Origin of the sequence: Pseudoalteromonas luteoviolacea (assembly GCF_021654285.1) — a bacterium.
Taxonomy (GTDB): Bacteria; Pseudomonadota; Gammaproteobacteria; order Enterobacterales; family Alteromonadaceae; genus Pseudoalteromonas; species Pseudoalteromonas luteoviolacea_J.
The window spans coordinates 142,002-155,340 of the sequence record NZ_JAKFZS010000012.1; the positions used below are offsets into that span (position 1 = coordinate 142,002).

The window sequence follows — 13,339 nt, forward strand, 5'->3', positions numbered from 1 at the left end:
TAATTGGTTTAGTTACCGTGTTAGTCAAAGTTCTTGCGCAAGTTAAAACAGATAACTCTGGTTTATTGATTGAAGTACCTGTGTTGCTTAGCGAGTATGGTGTATTTGAGCCCTTACTTGATTACGTTATAAGTCAGTCGCACATCAAAAGTTTGCCATGGATGAACCGCATTACGTTTGCTTGCCAACTGTTACTTGAGTACATGGAAGCCAACACAGGGTTATTTTCAGACGCCAGTAAGTTATTTCAATCATTTGTTATGCGTTTATCGTTGGGTACCATTAGCCCAGAGGGGAATGATCCATCGGGTTTATATTGGTTACCTCGCTCTACTGCAAACGTAAATCAACTTTTATCTGCGCTAAATGGTTTAACGGATTGGCTCGCCAATAACAGAAATACAACTAGCTTAAACCCGTTTGAACAAGCCAGCTCTCATCAAGAACGCCTTAACTATGCTGCATGGTACAAACGTAACCAGTATAACTTTTTGGGCCATATCAAAAGTAACCCTTTACCTAGTGTACTTAAAAGCGTGCGCAAGGTACGTGGTAAAAAGGATGTGCTCAAGGTTGATGGGGATGCCATTTCATTTCCAGAAAAGCTCTTTAAACTTTTTTTTATTCAAGGCGTGGGCAAAGCCAGAGATAAACGCGTAGCATTGCGTGATCAGCTTATCGTGTTGCTGATGCATGGTACCGGTGTACGAGAAAGTGATGCTTTGCACCTTTGGGTGGATGATGTGTTTTACGACCCAGAAAACCCAAGCAGTGTAATAGTACGCTTGTACCATCCTGAAGATGGCAGAGCACCAAATAATTGGACTGGCCGCAAACGACAAAAAACACGCGCAGCGTATTTGGCTGAGAACTTTAACCTAATTCCTCGCAACCGTATGACGGGTACCGCCCGAATCGGCTGGAAAACCAAAGTGGTTGATGATGACGAAAATTACATTCAACTGCACTGGTTTCCTGCCTTTTACGGTGAGCTATTTGCCAAGTTGTGGCAGCAATACTTACTTTACCTATTACCGTTGCCAAGAATGCACCCCTATGCATTTGTGTCGTTTTCACAAGCTCACGAAGGCCAATCACTCACCCTAAACGCGTTTAACCAAAGTTATAAAGCGGCCATGGCCCGTATCAACCTTGTCGTGTCAAAATCTGAAGGACGAACCCCACATGCCCATCGTCATGCTTATGGCAGACGCATGTCGAGCGCGAGCATTGATCCACGACTGATCAAAAAGGCACTACACCATGCTTCGTTATTATCGCAAGCCGTTTATACCCAACCCAGTATTAGAGACGTGACGTTGGCATGTGAAAGAGCGTCAAAAAACCTTGATGGCCAACACTATGCCGAGTTTAAAGAAGACGTCAGCATGAGCTGGCAAAGCGTGATGGAATCAGGCTTTGAAGATATTGATCCTGATGGGCTACTTAGCGGTAAATACCCCAAATTAAGGAGGTATAAACCATGAAAACACAGGATTATGAGTTTAATTGGTTTATCAAGAAAAACGGATCCGGCTGGGAGACATGGCGGGAGCTGGCCTCAACTTGGCTTGAACAAAAGCAATACGGAATTGATCATTCACGCGCCGCAATCGCTCGCTTTTTAGATGAATACTTGGTACCGCGATTTATTACCGATCCCATTGAGCTATTTACACTGGCAGATCAAGACTATAATAAATTTCTTATGCCGTTTGAGCTGAACGAAGGGTATCGTGTTAGGCAAAACAACGATGTATGCCGCTTTATTGATTGGATAATTGATACCTACTACTCAGAACCAGATGATAATGGCGACCCTGTGCCACTTTTTCAAAACCCCTTTGAAAAAGAGCAAAACCCTGTAAGAAGGCAGGAGACAGTCTACAACGCTTTACCCTACGCCTATATAAAGCAATTGCGCAGCATATTATGCCCCGCGCCTCGAGGTCACTTTAAGCAATGGCAGTGGGCCATCGACTACAGTGAGATCTTCTTTACCAATGCTCGTTTTTTAAAAGACTGGATTTTAGTTGATAAGTCGGTGATAGACACAGCAGATCCTGATTGTGTTTGGCAGAAACACACACTAGGCAAACAGCGGCAAATAAGAATCGATGGTGCACTTAGAACCCTAGAAAAGGGTGACAGCATTTACTTAATTTGGTCGCCTGTTCGTTCCATGGCTTTATACCTTAAGTTGCAGCTACCTTTGCGAACCTTTCAGGTGCGAATGCTGGATTCGGGTGAGGCTGATACATGGCGGTACAGCAACGGCGAATGGCAAATGAATACGGAACACCCTTTTGCTGAAGGTAGCGATAAGCGCCCGTGGCAAAAGGGCGTGTTCCACCGCATTATTACACCAGATATTGGTGATGTAATGGCGGGCATGTATATCAATACCAATAAGACCGCAGATAGGAACAAAGACGAATTAACTCGGGGATACGTGATCCCATGGCAACACGAAGAGGTGTTGTATTGGTTAGAAAAGCTAAGAAACTGGCAAGAAAAGTACAACCCAATCAGCAAACCTACCTCTATTTACGACTTAGATTACAAGCACTTTGGTAGCACTAAAACCAAAATTCAGCGCAGTGAAATTGGTGATATTTGTTTTTTGTTTCGCAATGCCGCAGCGTATCGCAAGCGCGAACGTTGTATGCCAATAACTGACGGTTATGTTAATGCGCTTTGGGTGGCTTTGCTTGCCCAACTTGAGCACGATGTGGCGAAAAAAGAGCATACTTTAAGAGATGGTGCCAAAGTGCATTTTGTTGACCCTAAAAATGCCAGAAGGCCGCTATTCCCTTTGCATGCATTACGCGTTTCTTTGATCACTTGCTACGCCATTGAGGGGGAAATACCCACACCGATATTGTCAAAACTTTTGGTTGGCCACAGTCGTTTGATCATGACTTTGCACTACACCAAACTCACACCTGTGATGATGGCCAAGAAAATGCGCGAGGCTGAAGGCAAAATAATTGACAAAGAAGACGATAGCTTGCAGTCATTCTTGGCCAATAAGTCCATTGAAGAAATCGGCCTGCAAGCGGCGTTCAAAGACATCGAATCGCTACAAACTGCATTGAGAGTGCGCAACCCTGCTGGGTGGCAAGAAAAGTCGATAGGCATTTGTTTAGCGGGAGGCAACACCTCGCCTTTGGTTGAACATGCCTCTATTTCAGGGTGCTGGAATGGCGGCGATAAACTAAAAAAGGCGAATCGAAACCAAGCCGATTTACACGCGCCAGTACCCCATGGGATTGAGAACTGTATTCGCTGCCGCTGGTTTATTACCAGCATTCGATACATTCAATCGCTTACAGCTCATTTTAACAACTTAAGCTACCATGCCACGGAAGCCGCTAAAATTGCTGCGGAACTAGAGGGCGAGCAAGCGAGCTTATTGGATGAAGAATACTTTTGCGAGGTAAATGGCACCCCATTTAGCAAGCGAGACCAGTTAAACAGCATAGATAGGCGTATTGAGCGACAAAAAACCGAAGCCGATGAATACTGCAAAGACTTAGTGGCATGTTTTCAGGTGATCCGTAAGGTACTAAGCATTGAGCAAAATCGTGAAGAGCACGACCGCAAAGACAAAGTAATTGCGCTTGGCTCGGCACAAGACATATCACCATTTTTTAGTTTTTTAGACACAAAATCTGAATTTAGGCAGCTGATCCAAATCTGCGATGACGCAGAAGTATTTGCAGACTTAAAAGATGATTTAAAGAAAACCACGGCCATCAATCATAGATCAAACATGCTAAATACCATGCTGATGCGCATGGGCTATCAGCCAATCTTGATGCAGCTTGATGACGAAGCACAGCTTGAGGTTGGCAATGTGATGGTCAACGCCATGCTAAATGCCACAAAAGAGCCAGACAAAAGCAAAGCTATGACAATGCTTTCTACTTACCTTGATACTGAAGCTTACTTAAAAGATGCAGGTCTGCTCGAGCAAGGTGTACAAGCTATTGAAAGTAATGCAGGTATTAGCATCAGAACATTAGTAAACATGGCAACAGCCACTTTAGGAGTGAAGAAAAATGGCTAAAGCAATTGACCCAACCCTAGTGCTGCAAGAGCTTTGTGCAAGCGCCACCACAAGAACCGCCAATGCGTTAACGGTATTGAATGCTGTGCTGGAGCAACAAAGTAAAATAACACCTCTTGATTTTTCCATGGCAACGATCGGGCGGCTGTCTAAAGAGCTAGGCGGCCCATCAACACAAACCATCCGTAATCGCACAGGTAAGCATTTTCAGCAATTAATTGAAGCTTGGGCAGCCTATGCAGGCACAACGTGTAAAAAGCCGCTCTCAGTGCGTCAAAAGCAGTTATTGAACAGCAACGACCAACATATTCTCGATGCTATCGACGACCCAGTGATTAGAGCCGTAGTAGGGTCATTGATTGCCGAACGAAACAAATACCGTGACCAACTCAATACACTAAAAGCCAACTCAGACTTGTTTATAGACAGAACCAAAGGCGATAAAACCAATAGCACACTTGAAAACAAACAACTGGTACCGCTGGAAATCGAAGCCATTAAAGCGGCAATTTCTGATGCGTTTTTCAATAAACAAGGCTGGGAAGTTATGCCCACAGGACAAGTCAAAGATGCTGAGGGAAACGAGATCTATAAGCGCGGGTATGTGAATGGGTTGAGGAAGTCTGTAAAAAATGACATTTAATACCTCAGTCTATCTAATACAGGAAATCAACCCTCTCTAAATTAAACTACAGCTAGTAGCCCCTTAAATTTTTTAGTATTATTTTAGACTTTTGGGTACTCAGACATTGATTTGGGTTTGAATTGCTTAGAGTGAGTACATAATCCCGAAGCCAGCAGTACTTTGGAAACTGGTAAGAACTCTTGAAAAGGTTTCGATGAATATTGTTCAGTGCACGTTCGATTTTATCGCAATCATTTGTTCTCAGAAGGCCCGAAAAATAATCCACGAATAAAGGTTGATCTGCAGTAATCTGTGGTGTTATTTGGCAGTATAACACATCTGCACGGTAAAGCTTTTCAGTTGAAAGGCTTGTATTGACTCGTGAAATCAGCTCTTGAAAAGATCTTTTATCCTCTTCAAGCAAAACCACTAATTCTGTATCTAAAATAACCCTTGGAAATTTAGCCAAATCTTCTTCCATCTTGTAAGCCTTGACATAAGCAGGCCCTACGATCTGATGTCGCTCCACATCAAAATGAACATTTCCAAATGTAATTGCACCCCTTAGAAAGATATTCTCAGACATCAACTCATATTGTATTTTGGCAATTGCAATGCATAACTCTCTAAGGTATTGAATTTTGTTTTGGTCATTATTTGGCTCAACACACAAAATGATAGAGTCACTGATCACGATAGATTTTATATATCTTTTGATAATAGTGTCAGCGCTTTTTAGATTGTGTATCTCTTTTTCTACAATTTTAAAGTACTTTTCTAATTTTTCTTTTTTATGTTCATTGAGCATTTCTTGAAAACCTAGAACGTCCAAAAATGCTACAAAACACTCTTTATATTGTATTTCAAACTCTTCCAAAATTATCCAACTCCTTTGTCTAAAAAACAGGTAATGTTAAAGCTGTATTTATAAAACTATTTAACATCACAGAAATTAAAATGTGAGCAAAAACGGGCTTAAATTAAGATCTCTGCCTTTCTTAATGCGCCATACTCTATAATTACTTCTTGCTCATTGTCAGAAGCATCAAAATAGATAACTTTGCTCCTAGGAACAACAGCCTTCACAACAATGCCTTTAATCTTATCTTTATATATTTTATGCGCAAATCGTCTAGCTATTTCTAAGTCAATAGTCCAAGACTGTTCGAAGTTTTTACTTTCAAACTCATCGGGTGATAAACCACGGTATATCGTTACTTTATCTTCTTCAAGCTGCTCAATATCTGAGTTAGTTGGTACGTCTTCGCGCTTAATTCTGACTGGTGGTGCTCCCCACTCAACCTGTTTGGTTTTGAATAGTTCAAATACACCTCCTGAGTAAAATCGTTTTAAATTGTTAAAAAGCTCAAAAGCCCAATTACACAGTTCTGATTCTATGGGATAAGAAGCGTACTTTTGCTGCCAAAAATCTCTAAAAGCGGATGTTGGCTCAGTTTTTGACTTGCAATCAAAGTTACCTAAAACATCTGCGAATACCCTATAATCACCACCAAACTTATTACGTAAGCTTTTAAAGTATTCATCAGCGTCAATTCTCATTTGTGCAAGAAGTGCTTTTGACTTGTCGCTAATTATATTGTTTTCCTTAGCCTATTCTGATTAGGTGATTGCAAGATGGACACGGCGTTTCAGTAACAGAGTAAGGAACATCTGTACTTGAGCGTTGCCACATATTCGTACAATAGCAACACCTAAACCACCTTGTTTCGTATTGTTTTGGTGCAGGATTTAGGTCAATAATCTCCCTAAAAGCACGTGTTGGTTTTCTTTTATATTGAGGGTTGTGCTGAAATCCATAAACTGGGTTATATAACGGTTCGCTCTCTTCAGCCAACTGGTCTTGTTCCTCCCTCTGACGTTGAGCTTGTTCCTTTTTAGCGAATAGTATTTTTTGACTTCTACTACGGTAAAATTCTGTAAACCTTTGCTCTTGTTTAGGGTGATAATGCCAATACTTGATGCCCAGCTTCTCAAGTAATTCAGACTCAACTTGATCTCTATAGCCATTTACTTTGCCTTCAACATATTTTCTAAAATCCTCTACGTCGACAACTACAATGGCGGACTTTTGGTTGTATGTAGGGCTAAATTGGTAAGTACTAATCTCTAGCGTTAAAATAAGGGTAATGTCGAAGTCATTGGTATGTAGGATAGCAATTTCGTTTTGAGCGCTTTCAATGGCTGGATTCAATGTTACTTTAGATTGATATTCGTATACCTTTTCATCAGTGACCAGTACGCCTTCATCGGATTTATCCCTGCTTGGATAACCTATATATCTAGGAAGACGAATGCTAGAATTGGTAGCAAGTATATTACGGCACAACCAAAAAATAGCGCGTTTATAACTTATCTCACATGGCTTATCTTTGGAGTTTACCTTCGGTGCATGCTTGAAGTGATCGCGTCTTATGTTCGTTTTATACTTGTGCGCGGAAAGAGGCATATCGCAGCTGATGCAAAAACAATTGCACTCTAAACCGCTGTCCACTTCATCGACAAACGCGAGCGAGCCATTTTTATCTTTAGCAAATGGTATCAATACTTCCACTGTTATTCCTTTTCACAAGCAGATAGCCAAGTTCAATATGTTATACCTAGTCAACTCATTTGTTAATATCTTGATTGATAACTTTATAAACCGTGTTTCTTGAAACGTTTACAGTGCTTGCTATTTGGCTGACTGGTGTAGCTTTTGCGCGTAGCGATAAAATGCTTTGTTTGATGTTGTCGGATATTGGCTTGCGGCCCTTGTATTTCCCCGCTTTTTTAGCAGCTGCAATGCCCTCGAGCTGGCGCTCTTTTCTAATATTAAGTTCAAATTCTGCGAACACGGAGAGCATATCTAAAAAGGCTTTGCCCGAGGCCGAGTCGGTTGAGATGGGCTGCTCTAGCGCTTGTAGCTGAATATCGTTGGATTTTAGGAGGTTCACTAAGGTTTGTAGGTCGAGTACGGAACGAGCGATACGGTCGATTCGAGTCACGATTAAGGTATCACCGGCACGAAGGTAGGCAAGTAGGGCTTGAAACCCATCGCGTTTGGTATTCGATGCTGATGCCATATCGGTAAACACCTTGTCACAACCTGCCTCCTCAAGTTTGGCTATTTGTAAATCTAAAGACTGATCTGTGGTTGAAACTCGCGCATATCCAATCTTACTCATGGCAATTGTTCATTTAGCATCTAGACTAAATAAACATAGTGCGAACTAACGCCTTAAACCACCCTAAATGAACACTTTTTATCGGCATCGGTGATGATCAACTAGGGTATACGCTAATTGAACATATGCTTTGCTGTAGCTTTAGGAAACACCACCACAATGGATTTGCAAAACCCCGACCTGATTTTAGTCAAGCGCCTGTCAGAACATTCATGCTCTTACTTTGTGGTTGAAAGAATTGCGGGATCCGATGTGGTGTTGACGGATATTGAAAGTGGTGGGCGGTTTAATTTTGAAAAGCCAAGACTTGAACAACTGGTGCTAAACGGCCAGCTCAGAACTATCACTCGGCGTGAATTGCCAACCAAGCTAACCTTTAAGCCACTCTGTAACGTTAAAAAACCAAAAGCTGAGGCTGTTGAAGACCTTGCATCCAAAAAAGAAATGGAGCGACGTTATAAGTATGTGCAAGGTGCAATTGAACAAAGCGTTCCAGCCTATACAGAGAAATGGTTAACCCCGTTTATTACTCAAAAGGCGTCGGAGATAAACGACAGCAGCCCACCTTCGTGGCGCACGCTGGCTCATTGGAACAAAGCATTTGTGGAAAGCGGCTGGGATAAACACGCTCTGATGCCAAGGCATAAAGCCAAAGGCAACCGGACCAAGCAATTGCCTCAAGAAGTACATGACCTAATTGATGACGTGATCAACGAATACCTGCGTACTCATACGGTGGTGAGGTATCAGAAGGTCTATGACCAGTTTCTTGAACAGCTTGATACGCTTAACGCCGAAAGGAAGAGGGAAGATTTAAGTGAACTCAAACCATGCAGTTATAGGTGGATAGTGAATAGGCTTCAAAGTAGATAGCGATGACATTAATAGGCATGAAATGACTCTCATCTATTCAGTAAAAACACAGCTTTTATATCCTTAGCTGTAAGCTTTCTATCAGAGTTAGAAAAACGACCAATTGAGTTATTTATTACCTATTAGTATTTTATCTCATTTGAACAACGTTTAAAGTTAGCTGGAGTTGATTAACTTGGTGTTAACATGGGATTGTAAGAAGAAAGTGACTTTGAGTAGAAGAATGCCCAGTCACTCAATCAAATTGCTATAAAGTACCGCGCTAGACTTGGTTTAAAGCCCACATTGTTCGTTGAGTGATGATTTAGGGTCGGCTTAGAACCAAAACAATAACGTAGTTGCAGATAAGCAATAACTTAATTTTGAGGGAACAATGAGAATAAAAAGTATAAAGGTTGAAAATTTTCGACTGCTGCAAAATAGCGTGTTGGATATGACTGATGGCCTTACTTTGGTTGTCGGAAAAAATAATACGGGGAAAACATCATTTGTAGTCTTGCTAGAGAAATTTCTATCTAAGCCAAACCCTTCTTTTAGTTTTAGTGATTTGCCAGTTGCTGTTCGGGGCCAGCTTTACAGAATTTCTGAGGAAACGGATGTAGATGCGTTAAGCATAAGATTATGTATTGCAGTGGAATATACAGATGAAGACAATCTAAAGAATATTTCTGACTTCATGCTGGATTTGGACCCAGACAAATCTATTGTCAATATTATGTTTGAAGCACGAATTGATCGTGATAGTTTGCTGAGTCGGATGCCAACTAAAAAAGACGGTGCTGAGGAAGACAAGTACCTTGCAGAAAAAAGAAGCTTTATCGAAAGGAATCTAAGTAAGTTTGTAAAGACAACAATATATGCTTACGATGACTCTGGTTATGTGGGGGAAAGCCCGTATTACCTTGAGAAAAGGGATGAATTAGAGGAAAAAGAATTCAAAGTTGTTGCAAATTTTATTAATTTTCAGGTAATACACGCCAAGCGAAATGTTGCCAGTTCTGATGAAGCTGGTAAAAGCCCGTTATCCTTGGTTACGACTCATTTCTTTAAGAAATTGAGTGACACGGATGATGAACGTTTAGATCGTATTAGATCTGCACTGACCGATATAGATGAAAGTTTAGAGTCGCGGTACTCGGAGGTGTTCAGTGGCTTTCTGGCAAGTGCAGCAAATTTTCTTGATCTAAATGGTTTAAAAGTGATTTCAGACATTGAGGCGAGCTCTCTTATTGGCTCTTCTTCAAAGGTTATATATGGAACATCAGAGGATCACCTTCCTGAAAACCTTAATGGTCTTGGCTACTTAAATATTTTGTACCTATTGCTTAAAATTGAAATGGTAAAGCAGGAATTTGAAGCTTCCTCGGCGGATATTAATTTACTTTTTATTGAGGAGCCAGAGGCACATACTCATCCTCAAATGCAATCGGTTTTTTCAAAAAAGATTCGAGAAGTGGTTAACGATATACAAGGTTTGCAAGCTGTAATTACTACCCATTCTTCTTATATCGTTGCCAATTCAGATTTCGAAGATATTCGATATCTTTTTAAGGGCGAAGAGCCAAGTGTTAAGTTTAAGAATTTTCATACTGAACTTGCCACTAGATACAAATCCTCGCAGGGCGAGGAGGGTGCAAAATTATATCAGTTTTTAGAGCAATATCTAAAAATACAGAATGCGGAGTTATTCTTTGCAGACAAAGCAATTTTCATTGAAGGTACAACGGAGAGAATTCTCCTTCCGTGGTTTATAAGAAATCACGATGAGAATTGCGGTGACGGTGGCAGCCCAATATCCTCTCAAAATATATCAATAATTGAAGCTGGTGCCAATGCAAAAGCGTTTGCCCCATTCTTGGATTTTATTGGTATCAAATCTTTAATTATTACTGATTTGGATTCAACTAAAAAAGAAGTAAAAGAGGATAAATCCGGTAATGATAGGTCTTCATATGTTGCGTGTCCTGTTTCCGAATCTACTCATACTAGTAATGAAACGTTGAAACACTTTTTTTCTGCTCCTGATATAAATGACGCAGATTTCATAGACTGGTTTAGTAAGCTAAAGAGCGGAAACCATGAGGATATTAAAAGCGGTGTTAAAGTCGTGTATCAAACGAAAGAGCATGGTTATCAAGCAAGATCTTTCGAGGATGCATTTTTTAATTCAAATAAATCTGAAATTAAAAAGCTAAACGACGAACTTCTTGGGCTAAAGAATAAATCTGTGCTGGAAGAAATAGAAACATCTGAAATATATGGATTAACAAAACATGTCCTTGATAAAAAGTCAGACTTTGCCGCTTCTGTTCTATATTTGGCCCTGATAGGAAAAGCCAATTGGGTTTCACCTGAATATATCAAAGAGGGGCTAATATGGATCAGCCTCTAAGTACTCCTTTAGACAAAATAAAAAAATGTATAGAGAGTGAACAATCCTTTGTTTTACAGGGCGGTGCTGGCAGTGGTAAGACAGAGACATTGAAACGGGCGGTTAATTATTGTACTGAAAGGTTTCCTAACAAGAAAATCGTTTGTATTACTCATACCAATAAGGCCGTTGATGAAATAATTGATCGTGTTGGCACAGGAGTCGAAGTATCTACTATTCATTCGTTTGTTGGCGGTCTTGTCAAGCCGTATAAGCGTAATCTACTTAAGTATCTACCTGAGTTGTTCTGTCTTCCTTTATTCGAGGAATTATGTATCGAGCATTATGGGGGAGATGATAAGGTAAGAAAAACAGAAGAGCACAACAGATACAAAGCATTGCACGAAACTTGGGCAAGCAGACGTTTAATTGTACTTCAGGAGAGTACTGAGAAAGTTACAGGTAAGCGCGAATACGACAAAGCCCCTAGTTCGTTTAATGCGGCATTAAACGCTGGAATTGAAGAGTTGAATGACGTGGTACGAGAGTCTTTCAGGCATCATCATTTCAAAGATGTTGCTTATAATGACACACCATTTGATAGTTTTAATAATGCCACTTTTGGGCATGATGGCTTAATTAAAATAGCGGCACTATTATTCTCAAACTATTCCAATATCGGAAAAATAGTTCGCGATAAATATGACTGTATATTTATCGATGAGTATCAGGATACAGATGAAAAGATCATTGATTCCCTAATTAACTTTACTCCTGAACATGGGCTTACTATCGGTCTATTTGGTGATAGTGAGCAAGCAATTTACGATGATGGCATTGGCTCGGCAATAAGATTTATTGACGATGGGCGATTAAAATTAATTGAAAAGGAAGATAATTATCGATGCTCACCACAAGTAATTGATGTCGCTAATAAATTTCGTTCTGATGGTTTGGTCCAAAAAGTAGGGTTAAAGGAAGTTAATGGAAAATTGGAAGAACCAGAAGAACGGGAAGGAGAAGCTACCTTTTATTATTCAATTAAGCCGTTACCACCAGAAAAGCCAGTATCACCCAAAAAAAGAGATTCGGATGATCTTAAGAGTGCGTATAAGATTGCCAAGGCTAAATATGATGTTAAATTAAAGGAGTATAAGCTTGATTTGTCTCGTAGATTGGAGAATTTGACAGCTTTTGCTCAGGCCGATATTGGGGAACATGTATTACTAAAACTCCCAAACAAATCGATTGCGCGCGATGCCAATTTTGGTAATTTGTATGATCTCTTTGATGGCAGGTTTCGCGATACAAGAGAGGAAATAAGAAAACAGCTAGATAGACTGCAATTTGGGCAGCTTACCGAGATACTCCAACTTTTCGATAGATCTTCTAATGATAATCGGTCATATAATAAGCTCATTGGATTGTTGAAAAAACAAGGATTTGTTATTAAAAACAAACAAGATAAAAGAGAACTTTACAGCATGCTCGAAGAGTTTTCTGTGTCTGATGAGGCGGCATATGTTGTTATGGAACACGCCATTAAAGCAGGGTTGATCTCATTATCAGATAGCCATAAATCTTTTCTTATACGGAGGGATAGAGAGCTTGAGCGGTTTGCTGAAGATACTAGTTTTGATGCTTTCAAAAAATTACTAGATCATGGATGTAATACGAAAAAGCGGATGTGTGATTATCTTGCTGAAAATGATGACATTGACTTAGCTTCTGTGGTGGTAGAGGAAAAATACGAACAGCTCAAAAAGGATGTACAAAGCGAAGCGTTCTTTATGGGGCTATTTGGTAAAAATATAAAGTTTAAAGAGGTAATGGCATTTTTCAAATATGAGAATGACGATAGCAATTTTATGACAATGCATAAAACCAAAGGAACTGGCATCGAAAATGTCATTGTGGTTTTAGATGAGTTTAATTGGAATAAATACGATTTTGGAAGTTGTTTTAGAGCGGAAGACGATAACCCGTCTAGGCAAGCCTTAACTAGAAAACTACTTTATGTAGCATGCTCAAGAGCAAAGAAAAATTTGCGCTGTGTACGGCTTATCGAGGAGTTAGACGAAGTGAGGAATATATCGAACTATTTTGATAACTGCGTGCATGTAAATTTAGATTGATTCAGAGGGTGTTGTATAACAAGTTGCTGCGCACGGATAAATTATTCGTTGCGCGCCTAATTTGCCCTTGAATAAGGA

General features: G+C 40.2%; 10 protein-coding genes. 6 read left to right on the forward strand and 4 right to left on the reverse strand.

The features are described from left to right. Positions 1-17 precede the first annotated feature (17 nt). The 3 genes from gmtY to gmtX are packed head-to-tail and all read left to right on the forward strand — an operon-like array spanning position 18 to position 4,715. Entirely contained in the window at positions 18-1,487 is a 1,470-nt protein-coding gene (gene gmtY, locus L1077_RS13525) for a gamma-mobile-trio recombinase GmtY (RefSeq protein WP_237137305.1), read from the forward strand. Next, the gene (gene gmtZ / locus L1077_RS13530; RefSeq protein ID WP_237137306.1) at positions 1,484-4,072 is read left to right on the forward strand and encodes a gamma-mobile-trio integrase GmtZ; all 2,589 of its coding nucleotides are present in this window, start codon (positions 1,484-1,486) and stop codon (positions 4,070-4,072) included. Before gmtY ends, gmtZ begins: the two co-directional genes overlap by 4 nt. Beyond that, positions 4,065-4,715, forward strand: coding sequence for a gamma-mobile-trio protein GmtX (gene gmtX / locus L1077_RS13535; RefSeq protein WP_237137307.1), 651 nt, complete (start codon positions 4,065-4,067; stop codon positions 4,713-4,715). The genes gmtZ and gmtX overlap by 8 nt, the downstream gene beginning before the upstream one ends. A gap of 52 nt (positions 4,716-4,767) precedes the next feature. On the opposite strand, the gene L1077_RS13540 is transcribed toward gmtX, so the two are convergent. From L1077_RS13540 to L1077_RS13555, 4 genes are all read right to left on the reverse strand, one after another. Beyond that, positions 4,768-5,574 carry a hypothetical protein gene (locus tag L1077_RS13540; protein ID WP_237137308.1) on the reverse strand — a complete coding sequence of 269 codons (807 nt, stop codon included), beginning with the start codon at positions 5,572-5,574 and terminating at the stop codon, positions 4,768-4,770. Positions 5,575-5,672: 98 nt separating this feature from the next. Beyond that, complete coding sequence (locus L1077_RS13545) at positions 5,673-6,257, reverse strand: hypothetical protein (RefSeq protein WP_237137309.1); 585 nt, start codon at positions 6,255-6,257, stop codon at positions 5,673-5,675. A gap of 46 nt (positions 6,258-6,303) precedes the next feature. Further along, positions 6,304-7,269 carry a hypothetical protein gene (locus L1077_RS13550; protein WP_237137310.1) on the reverse strand — a complete coding sequence of 322 codons (966 nt, stop codon included), beginning with the start codon at positions 7,267-7,269 and terminating at the stop codon, positions 6,304-6,306. A gap of 55 nt (positions 7,270-7,324) precedes the next feature. Further along, the gene (locus L1077_RS13555; RefSeq protein WP_237137311.1) at positions 7,325-7,882 is read right to left on the reverse strand and encodes a recombinase family protein; all 558 of its coding nucleotides are present in this window, start codon (positions 7,880-7,882) and stop codon (positions 7,325-7,327) included. A 117-nt stretch (positions 7,883-7,999) separates the two neighbouring features. On the opposite strand from L1077_RS13555, the gene L1077_RS13560 reads away from it, so the two are divergent. The 3 genes from L1077_RS13560 to L1077_RS13570 all read left to right on the forward strand — a co-directional run bounded on the left by L1077_RS13560 (position 8,000) and on the right by L1077_RS13570 (position 13,261). Continuing rightward, positions 8,000-8,755 (forward strand): hypothetical protein, encoded by a 756-nt coding sequence (locus L1077_RS13560; RefSeq protein WP_237137312.1) that lies wholly within the window; start codon positions 8,000-8,002, stop codon positions 8,753-8,755. 373 nt (positions 8,756-9,128) lie between these two features. Then, on the forward strand, positions 9,129-11,147 hold the full coding sequence (locus L1077_RS13565) for an ATP-dependent nuclease (RefSeq protein WP_237137313.1): 2,019 nt from the start codon (positions 9,129-9,131) through the stop codon (positions 11,145-11,147). Beyond that, positions 11,132-13,261 carry an ATP-dependent helicase gene (locus tag L1077_RS13570; protein WP_237137314.1) on the forward strand — a complete coding sequence of 710 codons (2,130 nt, stop codon included), beginning with the start codon at positions 11,132-11,134 and terminating at the stop codon, positions 13,259-13,261. The genes L1077_RS13565 and L1077_RS13570 overlap by 16 nt, the downstream gene beginning before the upstream one ends. Positions 13,262-13,339: the final 78 nt, after the last annotated feature.